Below are 16,926 nucleotides of genomic sequence, written 5' to 3'. Positions count from 1 at the left end.
TGAAAGCCCCGAACTTCGGGGCTTTTTTGTATCAGCTATTTAGAAAAAGAATAAAGGTTGGCAATGACTAACATATTAAAGCTTCCGAGAGGGCGTACGCTTAATCTTGAAAAGCCCGTTATTATGGGAATATTAAATGTAACGCCGGATTCATTTTCTGATGGTGGGCAGTTTTTAGATCCCAAAATAGCGCTAAAACGCGCAATGCAATTATTAGATGACGGTGCGACAATTTTAGATATAGGGGGAGAATCTACTCGCCCAGGCGCGCCTGATGTTAGCTTAGAAGATGAACTTGCTCGAGTAATCCCCGCTATTAAAGCGATACGTCAGCACAGTGATTGCGTTATTTCAATTGATACCAGTAAAGCACAGGTAATGGTACAAGCAATACTTGCAGGGGCAGATATAGTCAATGATGTTAGAGCTTTACAAGAAATAGACGCCTTAGAAACGGTTGCGCAGTATGAAGATGTAGCAATTTGTTTAATGCATATGCAAGGGCAGCCCCGGAGCATGCAATCGTCACCTCATTACGATAATTTGTTTGCTGATATAAGTATGTTTTTTAGTGAACGTATTAAAGCATGTGAAACAGCTGGGATTAAGTTTGAACGACTTATTCTAGACCCAGGTTTTGGATTTGGAAAAACGCTTAGCCATAATTATCAAATATTGGCTGGGTTTGATGATTTTAATAAATTAGGTTTGCCATTATTGGCCGGATTATCTCGTAAATCGATGATAGGTAATTTATTAAACAGAAATACAAATGAACGGTTAGCGGGCAGCTTAGCGGGTGCGTTAATCGCAGCGCAAAATGGCGCAAAAATTATTCGTGTACATGACGTAAAAGAAACCGCAGATGTACTTGGTGTATATCAAGCCTGCGAACAAGGAATTTCACAATGAAAGAAAGAAAATATTTTGGCACCGATGGCGTGCGTGGACTTGTAGGCGCTGCTCCAATAAACCCTGAATTTGCAATGAAGCTAGGCTGGGCTGCTGGGCGTGTATTATCGCAAAGTGGTACTAAAAAAGTAATTATTGGTAAAGATACGCGTATTTCGGGCTATATGCTTGAAACCGCACTTGAGGCTGGTTTAATTGCTGCTGGTATTGATGTTGTATTATTGGGTCCTATGCCTACACCGGCCGTTGCTTATTTAGCGCAAACATTTCGTGCTGAAGCAGGTATTGTAATTAGTGCCTCACATAATCCGTATTACGATAACGGTATTAAGTTTTTCAATGGTCAAGGCTTAAAGCTTGATGATGCAGTAGAACTTGAAATTGAAGCGATGCTTGATGAGCAAATGACATGTGTTGCTTCAGATAAATTAGGCAAAGCATCGCGTTTAGTCAGTGCGGATGGCCGCTATATAGAGTTTTGTAAGAGCCAGTTCCCGCAAGGCCTGTCTTTAGAAGGTCTTAAAGTTGTTGTCGATTGCGCAAATGGCGCAACTTATCATATTGCACCTTCTGTTATGCGTGAACTTGGCGCAGAAGTAATAACACATGCGTGTGAGCCTAACGGCGTTAATATCAACCATGAATGTGGCGCTACTCACGTAGATACCCTTAAACGTAAAGTGCTTGAACTTAAAGCCGACGTAGGTATTGCATACGATGGTGATGGTGACCGCGTGATGATGGTTGATCATAATGGCCGTGTTTTTGATGGTGATGATCTGGTTTATATTATTGCTTGCCAAGCAGCCCAAGATGATAATTTGGGTGGTGGTGTAGTTGGTACTGTTATGTCAAACATGGGCCTTGAAAACGCTTTAAAAGCAAAAGGTATCGAGTTTGCTCGCAGTAAAGTAGGGGACCGCTATGTTATGGAATTACTACAGCAAAAAGGCTGGAAAATTGGCGGTGAAAGCTCAGGGCATGTACTAAACCTAGATTTAATTAGTACGGGTGATGGTATTATTTCAAGCTTACAAGTACTTGCTGCTATGGTTGCACAAAATCGCACATTGCAAGACTTAGGTGCTGGTTTTACCAAGTATCCAATGAAGATGATTAATGTGCGTTATACAGCTGGAACTGACCCTACAAAAGCACCAGAAGTGCTTTCAGCTGTAGCAGAAGTTGAGCTTGCTTTAGGCGATAAAGGCCGTGTTTTACTGCGCAAATCAGGCACTGAACCTGTGGTTCGTGTTATGGTTGAAGCCGAGCAAGAAAAGATTGTAATAGACAGCGCTCAAAAAATTGCAGCTGTTGTAGAATCTATGAGCAAACAAACTGATTAATAACAATAATCTCTTGTAACTTTGGGCGAGAAAAGTTAATATCTCGCCCGCTTTCTAATGTGGAGTGGATAATGGCAATACGCAAGGCGATGGTCGCAGGCAACTGGAAAATGAATGGCTCTTTAGAGTTAGTTAAACAAATGTCTGACGCTATTAACGATGTAAAATCACAAGAGATGGACATTGTTTTATTTCCTCCATTCCCACTTGTACCAGCAATGGTAGCTAGCGGTGTTTCTACAGGAGCTCAAACTGTTTCTGAAAATACACCTGGCGCATTTACTGGTGAAGTTGATGCGCAGCTTATAAAAGATTTAGGTGCAACTTACGTACTCGTTGGTCATTCTGAACGCCGCAGTATTTATAACGAAAGTAATGCAACAGTCGCTGAAAAGTTTGCTAGAGCACAGCAAGTTGGGTTAACACCAATATTATGTGTAGGCGAGAGCGAAAGTGAGCAAGAAAACGGTCAAACCGAACAAGTAGTTGCTGCACAAATTGATGCAGTAATAGAGAAATTAGGTGTAGCAGCACTGAAAGATTCTGTGATAGCATACGAGCCCGTTTGGGCCATAGGCACAGGTAAGACTGCATCGCCAGAGCAGGCACAAACTGTTCATAAATTTATCCGTGACAAAATTGCATCACTTGATAGCAATTTAGCACAAGGGCTTACCATCTTATATGGTGGTAGCGTTAATGAAAAAAATAGCGAATTATTATTTGCACAAACAGATATAGATGGCGGCTTAATTGGCGGCGCAAGTCTAAAAGCAGAATCTTTTACTGCAATCTGTAACAGTGCAAAAGGGACTGTATAAGATGTACGAAATTTTATTAGTAGTTTATTTAGTTGTGGCTTTGGCTCTAGTTGGAATGGTTTTAATTCAACAAGGTAAAGGCGCAGATATGGGTTCTTCATTTGGCGCTGGTGCATCAGGCACAGTTTTTGGTTCGTCAGGTGCAGGTAACTTTATGACAAAAACAACCACAAGCTTAGCAACGGTATTTTTTGTATTAAGCATTGTGTTAGGAAACCTAACTGCTGGTCAAATTAAAAAGACTGACGAATGGGAAAACCTAGAAGCAGCTCCAGCAGTAGAAACAGTAGTTCCTGTTGAAGAAGATGTTCCAGTAACATCTACTAAAGAGCAAAGCTCTGACGTACCAAACTAATTTAGCGTAAAGCTATCGTTAAACGATTTGTAGTCCTCAAATAAATCACATGTTTAACAATTGAGCGAAAGCTTAAAAAATGCGGATGTGGTGGAATTGGTAGACACGCCACCTTGAGGGGGTGGTGCTTTAGGGCATGGGGGTTCAAGTCCCCCCATCCGCACCAAATTTAGAAACCAGTAGCAGTGATGTTACTGGTTTTTTTGTATCTGTAATTTATTGTGATTGTTTTATGAGCGATGTGTGTTTATTGTTAAATAATTCTTCTATTTGTTAGAAAAAACTAGAAATATTACAAATTTAGCTCACACTTATAGATATCAAGCCGATAATAGATATAGACAATAAAATAAGGTAGCACAGTATGGCTTCAGGCTTCTCTTTTCAAAACCTAAGCATAACAAAGAAAATACATGCAATAACATGCATTGCGGTAGTGGCTTTCATAGTGATCGTATTGATAAACTATTTAGCTATGAATGATAATAAGGTTTCTCTCGATGAAATGAGTAACTCATCGTATAAAGTTGTAAAAATAACGTCGCAAAACGTAGGGCTTTTAGAAAAACTTGATGAACTTTATACCCAAGCGGTTACGTTTGGTGAGCAAGATCTTATAGTTAAAGCAGACGAGGTATATCAAACTTTAGAGTCTAATATTACCTTAATAACGCAACTTAATAACTCCTACATTAATAACGATATTATTAATGAGTTGTCAGATTATGAAAAAATATCCTCAAGTATTGCTACAGGTATGGTTAACGGTACTGCTGATTTTAGTAAGATTCAGCAACAAGCGCAGCTTAAAACAAGTTTATATGGATCTGTTTTAGAAAGTTTTAAAGGCGCTCAACAAAAAGCGGATAATCGTTTTTTTGAACTGGTTGCCAACACTAAAGCGCGCTCTGATGAAGCATTAACTCTAATGTTAGCTGTATCCATTATTTCATTAATTTTATTATTGTTTATGGCTATTTGGATTGCTAAGAATATAGGTTCATCTGCGAGTGATGCAGCTAACAACCTTAGTTTATTAGCAAGCGGCAATGGTTCTTTAAGCACACAGCTATCTGTTAACTCAGAAGACGAAATTGGCCAAGTCTCTATTAATTTTAACGCATTTATTTCCTTACTAAGAGAAACAGTTCTTGAAGTTATTGCTGTATGTGAGCCTTTAATGGAAAACTCAACACGACTAGTTCAAGGTATGGAACAAGCTGAGCGTGCTACAACAAAGCAAACCACTGATGCTGAAATTGTTAAGCAATCTATGGAAGAAATGAAACAGAGTGTTGGTGATATATCAGAATCTGCAGCTAACGCTTCTCACGCAGCTGAAACGGCCGAGAAAGAAGTTGAACAAAGTCGTACACAAGTACAGATGTCAGTTACCGCTTCTCGTACGCTCAGTGATGAAATTAATCGAGCTGCAGGGACTATTAATAAGCTTGCGGACGATACAAAAAATGTATCGCAGATTTTGAATGTAATTACGTCTATTGCAGATCAGACAAACTTACTTGCTCTTAATGCTGCTATTGAAGCTGCACGAGCAGGTGAACATGGAAGAGGCTTTGCTGTAGTGGCAGATGAGGTTCGTGAACTGGCTTCTCGCACTGCACATTCTACTAATGAAATACGTGAACTATTGGGATCATTAACGACTGCCGCAAATGAATCTGTAGCTGCTATGACTTCAGCACGTGATATGGCAACAGATAATGCTACAGCCGCAGAAAAAACAGGTATTTCAATAGAGAAAATCGCAGAGCAAATGTTAGAAATTAATGGTATGAATTCGCAAATAGCAGCAGCAACTGAAGAACAAACATCCGTTGCAGCTATGGTAGTAGATAATGTGTCAAATATGCATGTATCGTTCGAAGATACTATGGACTCACTACTTGCTGTACGCGACGTAGCCAAAAACCTACATTACCTATCTGATAACCTATTAGATGCAACCGCTAAGTTTAGAATCGAGTAAAGCTTAGTACTGAGTCAGTATAAAAATCTACCCTAGGGTTGATGCCAGTTAGTTAACCGCTGACTGGCTTTTTTGTTTGGATATCTGGTTTGACATACCTAGTATATGTCCACTCCCGCTTTATTAGTAATATGTGATGCTCTACTTTAGCTTACTATTGCTCTATTTATTTAGGGATACTCCCTGAGTTCTCAATAAACATAGTCTGAATTAAGTTAATAATATTAATTGCACACGTCGTAACACTCAGTTGACAGAAGTCTTCTGAATTGGGTGCGTAGCTATTGGCTAGAGAAAGTGTTGTAGTGGGTTGCAAAAAAAAGGCCTCTGAATAAATTCAGAAGCCTTCATAAACGAACCAGAAGGCCGGTTTATCGATTGGTTAAATATTTCTCAACCTATCTGTATTAACCTCTGGGTGGTTTTTATATCAATTTCACTGCTAAAAGGTCGCAATTACTTTTACTTTATCGGTCACTTTAGCACTATCAACATAGCCAATTGCATTTCCATTAGCTGCAACAAAATCAATAACAGCTTGGTCAGTTGTTAGTTTTTCAGGCGGGGTACCTTTACCTGTAAATACAAGCTTTGACCAATATGCATTTAACTGACTGCTAGACTTACCCACTACTTTGTCGTTAAATTCATCAGCTACAGATGTACCGTCTTGATTTATAGGATTAACTTTATCGCCATTACTAAATGACTTACTTTTTCCCAGATAAATCTTTTTTATTGTGTCAGCATCTACAGAGCTAGCATTGCTTGGATTAATAATCACAGCAACTTCTGCAAATACATTAATTGAGCACAATGAAAGTGCACTTACTAAAATTAATTTTTTCATCATAAGCTCCAATTAAAAGACAAGATCTACACCGACAGCTACAACATCCGTCTCTGTATCAGTTATGTCATCTTCAAAACGACTAAAGTCGATCTTGAAAGCAGCGGAAGGATGAAAATCATAACGTGCACCAATTGTGTATACGTTACTTTGTGCACGAAGACCTTCAAGAGCACCATTTACAGCTGAATTTAAGGTTGGTATTGACTCAATGGTATTAAAACGTGATGAGTCATGTTTGTCATCATTGTCTTCATAAGTAAAATGAACAATTACACTGTCAATACGGTAACCAACTGATGCGTAATACTGTGACTGTTCTGGTAGTATACTGTCTTCAACCTCAAATTGCGTATATTCGGCATCAAACAAAAAGTTTTCATAATCAACAGAAAAACCAACGCCAACGAAGCTCGTTTTATCTTCTTCAGTGATTAGGTCATTCGCAGTATTAGTCAAGCCACTATCAGACAATACACTTACGAGACCAATTAGGCCGCTATCCTCTGATGAAATGCTAGTGTCGGCTACAATGTATGCAGCTCGCGCACTGAACCAGTCGTATGATAGACTCCAGTTTATACCGGCTAAATTATTTAATTCAGCAGGTAATTCTGTTCCAAATACGTCAATATCACCATCGAACGCACCATAAAAGCCTTGAAGCGTAGAATCCCAATCACCCAATTGAGAGTTGTAAACTACACTAACTCCTTCATAAGTTGAAAATGGGATACCGTATACTGATTTTGGCGGACGTACCCATCGATAAGCATAACCTACATCCAAGAAATCAGAATACTTGTAAAAAGGAACACGCATTTTACCAGCGCTAAATTGCAGTTCATCGCTGTATTCATAAGTAACGTATGCCCATTCGAATGTAGCGTCAAAGTCATCCTCTCCACGCGCAATAATTTGAGCCGTAGCTGTTAGCTTTTCATGTAGGTCTGCAGATAATTGTAAAGCGAATTTACTCTCATTTTTAAAAGAGATATCGTCATCATAGCCGTACAAAGTACTGTCACTATCCAGACTTTTACCACCGACAATTGATGCAAAACCATTAATTCTTACCTCAGCACTAGCATAGCTAGATGCTAAAACTGCACATACAGCCACTGCTACAGATAGCTTTTTCATATGTTGTTCCTATTTGTTATTTAAATGTTGATTTCTTTATTAGTATAAGTGCATAACGAGTATTTATCTAATAAACAGAATGGTTTAAGGTTTTTATTTAATTTTTAGTCAATATTATTTTGTTTTTTAAATTAATCAGGTGCGAATGTTTGTGTTTAAAAATGTTTAGCCCTGTCTTCGGGTACAAAAATATGCCTCCTGTAACTTATTTTTATAATTTTATCTGTAAGCCATCAGAGCTGTATTTACTGCTACATAAAGTTGCTATTACTTAACTCTATGTATTTCACATAAGTTACTTGGTTTAAATGTTTATATTTTATGTAAATATATAGTCGAAATTATTAATAAGTAAAGTTAGCTATAAGCAAATAGCAACTTTCTAAACGGAAGTTTTATTATAGGATTAAATTTTTTTTAGCGAGATTGTCCAAAGGAAATAGCGCTCATGAAGAAGCTAACTTGTTTTTATTATGCTGCTTTGCAATGAATGCATACGGTTACGATGAAGTAAGTCTTTTGATAGGTTATATCTCGCTATTTAGCGTCTCCATTACACAAAATAATACTTTGCAGTATTTTCAGATGACCTCGTGAGTATAAAACTAGTGATTAATTGTAATTCACCTATGGAGAGTCAAGCATTCTGAAAGTGGTGGCCTTCGTTATCAGTAATTACTACTCTAGGGCCTGGTCCATTATTTGCTGGAGATCTGAAAGTTTGTGGTGCCGGGCCACTGCTTTATACAATAAGTAATATCAATACCTTGTAATTATTTCAGGTATTAATAAATAGTAAGGAGAAAAGTATAATTTTTATTTGCAGTATTAAGTTCGAAAAAGTGGATTTTTGATATTGACTCGACATGAAAGGCACTTCCAGAGTGCTGTTTAAGAAAAGAAAGTTGCTGGTTGTATAGGGTATTTAAGTGGGTCCAACTTTGACTTTATGCTTTCAGTTGAAATAATAATTCAGAGTCAGAGTCAGAGTCAGAGTCAGAGTCGAGTAGACACAATAAGGTTTCAAGTAAGCCCGCTTAACTATTGATCTTATTTAAGTTTTTTTGGCACCAAAGTAATGCTTGTTGTTTATTTTTCACAGCAATCTTTTGATACACTTTATGTAAATGGACGCGAACAGTAGCCTCACTGATAAATAGGGTGTCTGCAATTGCACTTGAATGTAAGCCAGAAAATAATAAGTTTAATACTTTCATTTCCTTGCAGGTTAAGTTGTTTGATTGCAGAGTAGTTTGTTGTTCACTCGCTAGCATTTGCCTCATCCAATCATCGGTTACTGCACGAGGGAACCATAACTTTCCTTGTTCAATGGCTTCTAATCCTTGTTGAAGTAGTACTTCGTCAGTGCCTTCGTAAAACAATCCTTTTAAATTTGGCCACTCTTTTAATGCTAGTACATCGCAGTCTTTTGGGACATCAAAAATTACCAGTCCTTGGTGACCATTTTTTAGCATGAATTGATTAATAAGTTCATAATTGGTAATGACGTTTAAAGCTTGATAATTAACAAGTAAAACGTTGAAGTCAGCTGCAACACAAAAAAGTGAAGTGTAATTTGGATTTGTGAAGCATTTGAGGCTTTTATCAGCTGTGTTTTCAATATTCATAATATTCTATCCATAGACTACATTTTAGTACTATATTCTTATTTTTAGTTAATTTCAATGGTAGGAGAATGTGTTGTAGCTCTTTTTTTATACACTAAAGTACATGTGTAAAGTACGTTTTATGTGCTTTTTAAAATTGTATTTATGCGGTTTTTTGTTTTAAAACAACTTTTTAGTTAGGTTGATATTAATGTTCTTCATTTATGATAATCCACCTAAAGCTAACAATGCCTAAATTGCTTTTATTCTTTATACATTTATTCAAATAATTTATACATTCCTTCACAATTCTGTCATATAATACCCATCCAGAGGAAAGATGCATTACGCATCTTTTTTTATGCCTGAAATTTATACTCTTAAGTATAAATGCATAACTAAATCACACGGTATCCTTTGGAGAATATTTTGAAATTACGTAACCTCTCACAGTTAAGTCTAGCAATTTTTGCTGCACTCACTACCTCTGTAAACGCCGAAGAAACTAAAAAAACAGCTAAACAAGACGCATTTGAAAAGATAGAAGTCACAGCTCGTAAACGTACAGAGAGCCTGTTTGAATCTCCAACCGCTATCACTTCAATTGGCGCTAACCTAATTGATAAAGCCAATATGAGTAACCTAGAAGATATTGGTAAATATGTTCCAAACTTGAATATTACCCGCTATGGCGTGGGCAATTCTGCGCATGCGTCTGTATTTATCCGCGGTATAGGTTTGCAAGATCACATAATAACTACCGATCCGGGTGTGGGTGTGTATCTTGATGGTGTGTACTTAGGTCGCCAAATGGGTTCTAACTTATCATTACCTAATGTTGAGCGTGTTGAAGTGCTTCGTGGCCCGCAAGGTACTTTATATGGTCGTAATACATTAGGTGGCGCTGTAAATGTAATTACAAAGCAACCTGGTGATGAAGGTATTGTTACTACTACAGCTAAGCTGGGAAGTCGTGGACGTATTGCCGGTGATGTTTATTTTAATAACTCACTAACAGATGATGTAAGTATGTCTGCAAGTGCATCGTACAAAACACGTGATGGTGTGGGCGAAGCTGTTAATTTAGCAAACCCAGGAAAAGAAATTGGTGAAGAAGAAGAATTTAGTGGTCGTGTTGCACTTAAATGGCAAGCAAATACCGACTTAGCATTCACTTTTTCTTTAGATGGTGTTGATAACGAATCTGGCCAATCGCCTTATACAATTGAATTGACAGACCCACTAGACTCAAATGATGTTTTTAATGGCGACTTCCCATTATTGACTCAAGATTTAATTCCATCAGACCCTGATGATTTAGGCACAACTGTTGCAGGTATTGAATCTACCTCTTACTCAGGTTGGGGCACATCGTTTTCAGCCGACTGGGCAATTAACGATACTTATACCACTAAGTTTATCTCAAGCTACCGTACATCTGAGTATGAAGGTGGCCTAGATGATGATGCATCACCTTTAAACTTGTCTGAGTTTCCAGAGGAGGGCGGTGCTGATCAGTACTCATTTGAAGTTCAGCTAAATGCAACATTCGATAATATGGACTTTGTATCTGGTCTTTACTTTTTTAATGAAGATGGCTTTACACGTTCAGGCCCGTTTGTATTTAGCCCATTTAATACACCTAATGGCTTGTTGAATGATGGTGAAACAGAATCATTTGGCGGTTACGGCGAATTTGAAATTAACCAAGAAACTAATTCGTATGCAGCATATATAAATGCCAGCTACGATTTAACTGACGATTTAACGGTAGGTGGTGGCCTTCGTTATTCAAAAGATGAAAAAGATGCAAATGCTATATTCCCATCATTTCCAACTCGTAAATATGTAAGTGCAGATTTTGATGCGGTTACGTGGGATGTAAATGCATCTTATCAGCTTAGCAATAATATGAATGTTTATGGCCAGATTCAAAAAGGCTATCAAACAGGTGGTTTTCCACCGCGTCCATTTGGTGGACCAGATCAATTTGTATCGTTTGACGAAACAAAAGCGATTAACTACGAAATGGGCTTAAAAGGCCAAGTACACGAAAATGTATCTATGATGCTTGCGGTATTTGTGACTGATTACACCGATTTAGCATTACCGTTTTCAGATCCAACAGCGGGTGGTGGCTTTGTAACAATTGTAGAAAATGCGGGTCAATCTAAAGCGCAAGGTATTGAGCTTGAAACAACTGTTGCTATTACCGATGACTTTACTATTCGTAGTGCAGTTGGTTATTTAGATTCTGAAATAACAGAAGTGGCTGAGGGCGTACAAGGCATAGGTAAAGGCGATTCACCAGCACTGACGCCACGCTGGACTGTCATGGTTGCACCTTCTTACTTTATGGATTTAGAGAGTGGCGCAACACTTGCGTTTAATGCTAATTATTCGTATCGCAGTGAAATGCAAGGTCAATCAGTTTACAACCAAAGTGAGACCATTGATTCTCGTGAACTAGTTGGTTTTAATATTTCGTACACTAATCCATATGGCGATATGGAAGTTACACTGTATGGTGAAAACGTTCTAAACGAAGTTTACGATGTTGGTCGCCTACAACAATCAGGTTTTGTTGGGGTAATGCGCAGTAATGACCGCAGTGAATTTGGTTTGAAATTCAAAAAAGATTTTGAGCTATAAACTAAAATCAAGTAAATAAAATTCAATGTAATTGACGTTTATTTTTCATAATAAAGGCCGAATCATGCTGTGATTCGGCCTTTATATATTCAATAGTAAAATTATTATCCACATAATTTAAATCCCTAATTTAAATTGCTGATTTAAAACAATCAACATAACCACTTTTAAGTATTTGTATCAGCTAAAATGCGCCTTTTTAGTTTGTGTAAAGGCTTGGTTGTTCGTTACAATGGCGCCACTTAATTGCCAAACGGACTCAGTGATGAAAATTCTTGCCGATCAAAATATGCCTTTAGTTGAGCAGTACTTTGCAGACTTTGGTGAGGTTGAGCGTTTTGATGGTCGTAAATTAACGCCTGAACAATTAATAAATGTAGATGTACTCCTTACTCGTTCAGTGACTAATGTTAATCATGAACTATTGGCACAAGCTAACAAGCTGAGCTTTGTGGGCACTGCCACAATTGGCATTGACCATATTGATACGCAATTACTACATGATAGAAATATTGCTTTTACCAGTGCTCCTGGTTGTAATGCAGTTGCTGTAGCTGAATATGTAATTAGTAGTTTATTTGCATTAAGCCAAGAAAATGCGCGCCCATTGTGTGGTCAAACAATTGGTATTGTAGGAATGGGTAACATTGGCACGTGTTTGTCGCAAAAATTAAAAGCATTAAATGTCGACGTACTGTTATGCGATCCAATTAAGCACGAACAGGGCTTACTACAAGAGCATGTAGCGCTTGATGAGTTATTAGCGCAATCAGATGTTGTTACTTTTCATGTTCCACTTATTAAAAGTGGCGAGCACAAAACGCTGCACATGATGAATAAAGAGCGATTACAAGCACTTAAGCCAGGAACCACGCTAATTAATGCAAGCCGAGGCGACGTAATTGATAATCAAGCATTGCTTGAGGTAATGGAAGCTGGGGCTGATTTAGATATAGTACTTGATGTATGGGAAAAAGAGCCCAATATTCTAACTGAATTACTAGAGCATGTGCGTTATGCCAGTGTGCATATCGCAGGGCATACACTTGAGGGGAAAGCACGAGGTACACAAATGTTGTATCAAAAATTGTGTGACCTAAAAGGTGTAGAGGTGAGTAAATCGTTGGATGATTTTTTACCAATACCTGCTATTACACACACAACTGTTACGCAAAGCCTAAGCGAGCAAGATATTGCCCGTTTGGTGCATTTAATTTATGACGTACGCCGCGATGACGGAATTTTACTTCGTCATTTAGAAGGTGAGGGCTTTGATAGTTTACGTAAAAACTATCCGGTAAGGCGAGAATTTAGCACCTTATTCCTACAAGGTGATAGCCCACAACTAGCAGCACTTAGTCAACTTGGCTTTAGCATAGCTAAATAATTATTTAACTAACGATGTTGTTTTAATGTCGTTTATAGAGGAAGAAATATGTCGCAAAAATATAACGTTGCCGTACTTGGCGCTACTGGTTTAGTAGGCCGTCAAATCATTGAAACGCTAGCAGATCGTAAGTTTCCTGTAGATCAGCTTTTTTTACTTGCGAGCAGCCGCAGCGCAGGTGAAGACATAAAGTTTCGTGGTGAGACCATTGAAGTACTTGACGTTGAAGGCTTTGATTTTAGCCAAGCGCATATAGGTTTGTTTTCTGCTGGTGGTAGTGTATCTGAAAAATATGCTCCTATTGCTGCTGATGCCGGCTGTATTGTAATCGATAATACATCGCACTTTAGAAATGATTTTGAAATCCCACTAGTGGTGCCAGAAGTTAATGCTTCAAGCCTAGCTGATTTTAGGAATCGTAATATTATTGCTAACCCTAACTGTTCAACTATTCAGATGATGTTAGCACTTAAACCAATTTATGATGCTTACGGAATAGACCGTATTAACGTATCTACTTACCAAGCTGTATCGGGCGCAGGTAAAGAAGCGGTTGATGAACTTGCAAAGCAAACAGCTAACTTGATGAATGCACGCCCTATGGATAATAAAGTATTTCCAAAGCAAATTGCATTTAACGTTATTCCTCAAATTGATAGCTTTGAGGATAATGGCTATACACGCGAAGAAATGAAAATGGTAAATGAAACTCATAAAATTTTGGGTGATACCACTATTGCAGTAAATCCTACATGTGTACGTGTTCCCGTGTTTTTTGGTCACTCAGAATCAATTAATATTGAAACGCGCATGCCTTATGACTTTGAACACGTTAAGCAACTTTTAAAAGACGCGCCTGGTGTCGAGCTAATTGATGATGAAGGTGATTACCCTACAGCAGTGTCTGACGCTAGTGGTAACGATACTGTTTATATAGGCCGATTACGTGCTGATATTTCTCATCCTCATGGATTAAACATGTGGGTTGTAAGTGATAACACTCGCAAAGGTGCTGCAACTAACAGCATTCAAATTGCAGAAGAGCTTATTGCTAATTACATGTAATAGTTAATAGCGCTGAACACACTTTAGAAGCGGTAAACATTATTTGTTTGCCGCTTTTTGTTTATAGAGCTTGTCAATTTTTTGCCGTTTATTTTTAAAAGTATAAAAACTGATTGATAACACTCAATAAATTAATATTTATAAAGATGTTTTAAGGCATTTATTTTCAAGGTGTTGCGATGGATATTAAGCCTTAACTGGTTTATAGTTTGTAATTGGAATAGAGCTTGCAATAAAAATAGATTGTAATAATAAATGCGAGTCAGCCATTTGGCTGATAACAGCAATAATCAACAATATTTATGCACTTAAGCTTTAAGTGTTTTGTTAATATTTAAATATTAAAGGATCAGCATGCGCGGTTTAGTTACACTTATTATATTAGCGTCTGCATTGATAGTAACGCCAGTTTACTCTCAAGACAGTACCCAATTAAAGGGGCCTAAAGGCGTTGACTATGGTGCGCAAGGGCGATCTATTGGGCCAATTAAACCAACAGACACACTTTGGCGTATAGCGGCTAAAGTGCGCCCAGATAACTCCGTCAGTATTTATCAAGTTATGCAGGCCTTGTATAACAAAAACCCCAACTCATTTTTAGAACAAAATCTTAATCATATTCAAAATGGTGCCTATTTAAAAATCCCTACTTTAGCCGAAATAAAAGGTGTAAATACACAGCTTGCAAAACAACGCTCAGAGCAAGATGATGCATTATGGGAAAAGAAAAAAAATGGCACACTTACGCAAAGCGAAATTACCTCAGCACAAACAAAAGTAACTCAAGCTCGTAAAGTCGATGTAGACGATGCCAAAAAAGAGATACAGAAAGAATTAAATGAAATAAAAACAGAGCAAAGTACTAAGCTGGTTGAGTTACAACAACAATTTAAAAATTCTGTAAGCAATGTAGAAGAAATTTTAGTTGAGAATAATAATCTTAAAAAACAATTATCAGGTATTTCAAACGAACTCGAAAACTTACGCTTGCAGTTAGGACAAGACAGTGAAATTCAAAATCAATTAAAAGAACTAATTGTTAAGCAAAACGAGATTATTGCACAACAAAAAAAACAAGAGATAGTACCAAAAGAATCGTTTGATTTAAGCTCATTATTTTCAAATCCGATAGTGCTGGGTTTATTAATGTTTATTCCTGGGCTACTGATTATTTTTGCAATTGTTATGTTTTTACGCAAACGAGCAAGTAATCAAGAAGAGCCACAAAACGATGATGACTTTTTACCACAAACCCCAATTTACACTGGCGATGATGATTTAGGTCCAAGTTTAAATGACGATCCAATTGTACCCGACCCTTTAGATGACTTGAGTGTTCAACTTGATGATAATCTTGAAAATGATATGTTGCCTGATGATGATTTGGATGACGGCCTAGATGATTTTTCAGGTGGTGAGAATTTACTCGATCAGGATGAGCTTGAAAGTCTACTAAGTGATGACATTGTTTTTGATGATGAAAATACCGATGACGATGATGAACTCGATATTTTTATGCAGCAAGGGTTTGATCAACCTTCAGATGAAAACGCTGAAGATATTGATTTAGACTTATCTGATGACTCAATAAACAATGATGAAATTCTAACTAATGATGATTTAGATAGCTTGTTTGATGAAGACGATAGTCTACCTGAGTTTGATGCACCGCAAACAAGCGAAGCTTTAGAGGATGATAGCTTAGAGTCTCATGATGAAATGGCGGCTTTAAGTGAGGAGCTTGCAGATGATGATAATTTTGATATAGATGAATTATTAGATCAAACATCAACAGAATTAGATACCTCAAATAACACTTCAGCTGAACTTGATACAAGCGACGACTTTGATTTAGACGATATAGATAGCTTAATTGATGAAGCGAATGACCCAAAAAGTGATGTGGCAGATGACTCAATTGATGCAGAGTTACTCGACGAAGATGAACTTCTAGAAGAAAGCGACGATTTTGATTTAGATGACATAGATAGCTTAATTGATGAAGCAGCGGTTGACACTGCAGATGATTCATTAGTTGAGGAAAGCGACGATTTTGATTTAGATGACATAGATAGCTTAATTGATGAGGCTGCGGTTGATACTGCAAATGATTCATTAGTTGAGGAAAGTGATGACTTTGATTTAGACGACATAGATAACCTAATTGATGAGGCAGCAGTTGATACTGCAAATGATTCATTAGTTGAGGAAAGTGACGACTTTGATTTAGACGACATAGATAGCTTAATTGATGAGGCAGCGGTTGATACTGCAAATGATTCATTAGTTGAGGAAAGTGACGACTTTGATTTAGACGACATAGATAGCTTAATTGATGAGGCAGCGGTTGATACTGCAGATAAATCATTAGTTGAGGAAAGTGACGACTTTGATTTAGACGACATAGATAACCTAATTGATGATGAACTAAAAAATTCAGATGTAAGAGATTCAGAAATTGATAATGCATTAGCAGACTCAGTTGAGGATTTAGCAGATGCTCAAGAAGAATTAAATGTTGATGATATTGAGTCGCTTGCTTCATCATTAAATGAAGAGCCAGAGCTTGAAGAAGAGCCTGAACTTGCAGAAAAGCTAGAGCTTGAAGAAGAGCCAGAGCTTGAAGAAGAACCAGAGCTTGAAGAAGAACCAGAGCTTGAAGAAGAACCAGAGCTTTACGATGAGCCAGAACTTGAAGAAGAGCCTAAGCTTGAAGAAGAGCCTAAGCTTGAAGAAGAGCCAGAGCTTGAAGAAGAGCCAGAGCTTGAAGAAGAGCCAGAGCTTGAAGAAGAGCCAGA

At 37.7% G+C, this 16,926-nt stretch carries 12 protein-coding genes and 1 tRNA gene; 10 read left to right on the top strand and 3 right to left on the bottom strand.

The features are described 5' to 3' along the window. Nucleotides 1-63 precede the first annotated feature (63 nt). The 6 genes from folP to I6F43_RS02970 all read left to right on the top strand — a co-directional run bounded on the left by folP (nt 64) and on the right by I6F43_RS02970 (nt 5,424). Nucleotides 64-912: a dihydropteroate synthase gene (gene folP, locus I6F43_RS02995; protein WP_197100924.1), complete on the top strand. Its 849-nt coding sequence runs from the start codon at nt 64-66 to the stop codon at nt 910-912. After that, the gene (glmM, locus tag I6F43_RS02990; RefSeq protein WP_197100923.1) at nt 909-2,258 is read left to right on the top strand and encodes a phosphoglucosamine mutase; all 1,350 of its coding nucleotides are present in this window, start codon (nt 909-911) and stop codon (nt 2,256-2,258) included. Before folP ends, glmM begins: the two co-directional genes overlap by 4 nt. Before the next feature lie 71 nt (nt 2,259-2,329). Then, entirely contained in the window at nt 2,330-3,079 is a 750-nt protein-coding gene (tpiA, locus tag I6F43_RS02985; protein WP_007586641.1) for a triose-phosphate isomerase, read from the top strand. Between the two features lies 1 nt (nt 3,080). Beyond that, nucleotides 3,081-3,434, top strand: a complete 354-nt coding sequence (secG, locus tag I6F43_RS02980; RefSeq protein WP_002962769.1) for a preprotein translocase subunit SecG — start codon at nt 3,081-3,083, stop codon at nt 3,432-3,434. A gap of 81 nt (nt 3,435-3,515) precedes the next feature. Continuing rightward, nucleotides 3,516-3,600: transfer RNA gene (locus I6F43_RS02975), tRNA-Leu, on the top strand. Nucleotides 3,601-3,798: 198 nt separating this feature from the next. Further along, nucleotides 3,799-5,424 (top strand): methyl-accepting chemotaxis protein, encoded by a 1,626-nt coding sequence (locus I6F43_RS02970; RefSeq protein ID WP_024590962.1) that lies wholly within the window; start codon nt 3,799-3,801, stop codon nt 5,422-5,424. Nucleotides 5,425-5,866: 442 nt separating this feature from the next. Here I6F43_RS02970 and I6F43_RS02965 read toward each other — a convergent pair whose 3' ends face one another. From I6F43_RS02965 to I6F43_RS02955, 3 genes are all read right to left on the bottom strand, one after another. Beyond that, nucleotides 5,867-6,274 (bottom strand): phosphate ABC transporter substrate-binding protein, encoded by a 408-nt coding sequence (locus I6F43_RS02965; protein WP_165721602.1) that lies wholly within the window; start codon nt 6,272-6,274, stop codon nt 5,867-5,869. A gap of 12 nt (nt 6,275-6,286) precedes the next feature. Next, nucleotides 6,287-7,417, bottom strand: a complete 1,131-nt coding sequence (locus I6F43_RS02960; protein WP_007586645.1) for a porin — start codon at nt 7,415-7,417, stop codon at nt 6,287-6,289. A gap of 1,037 nt (nt 7,418-8,454) precedes the next feature. After that, on the bottom strand, nt 8,455-9,045 hold the full coding sequence (locus I6F43_RS02955) for a LuxR C-terminal-related transcriptional regulator (protein ID WP_165721603.1): 591 nt from the start codon (nt 9,043-9,045) through the stop codon (nt 8,455-8,457). Between the two features lie 408 nt (nt 9,046-9,453). Between I6F43_RS02955 and I6F43_RS02950 the strand changes: the two genes are divergently transcribed. From I6F43_RS02950 to I6F43_RS02935, 4 genes are all read left to right on the top strand, one after another. Then, on the top strand, nt 9,454-11,676 hold the full coding sequence (locus tag I6F43_RS02950) for a TonB-dependent receptor (RefSeq protein ID WP_197100921.1): 2,223 nt from the start codon (nt 9,454-9,456) through the stop codon (nt 11,674-11,676). 265 nt (nt 11,677-11,941) lie between these two features. After that, nucleotides 11,942-13,063 (top strand): 4-phosphoerythronate dehydrogenase, encoded by a 1,122-nt coding sequence (locus I6F43_RS02945; protein WP_197100919.1) that lies wholly within the window; start codon nt 11,942-11,944, stop codon nt 13,061-13,063. A gap of 48 nt (nt 13,064-13,111) precedes the next feature. Next, on the top strand, nt 13,112-14,128 hold the full coding sequence (locus I6F43_RS02940; protein WP_007586655.1) for an aspartate-semialdehyde dehydrogenase: 1,017 nt from the start codon (nt 13,112-13,114) through the stop codon (nt 14,126-14,128). A gap of 354 nt (nt 14,129-14,482) precedes the next feature. Then, nucleotides 14,483-16,926: FimV/HubP family polar landmark protein (locus I6F43_RS02935; RefSeq protein WP_331460592.1), on the top strand; the 2,444-nt coding region annotated here is incomplete at its 3' end.

The organism is Pseudoalteromonas sp. NZS71_1, assembly GCF_015864305.1.
Taxonomy (GTDB): Bacteria; Pseudomonadota; Gammaproteobacteria; order Enterobacterales; family Alteromonadaceae; genus Pseudoalteromonas; species Pseudoalteromonas arctica.
Note: the sequence above shows the minus strand (reverse complement) of the source record. Positions and strands in the feature narration are given on the sequence as shown.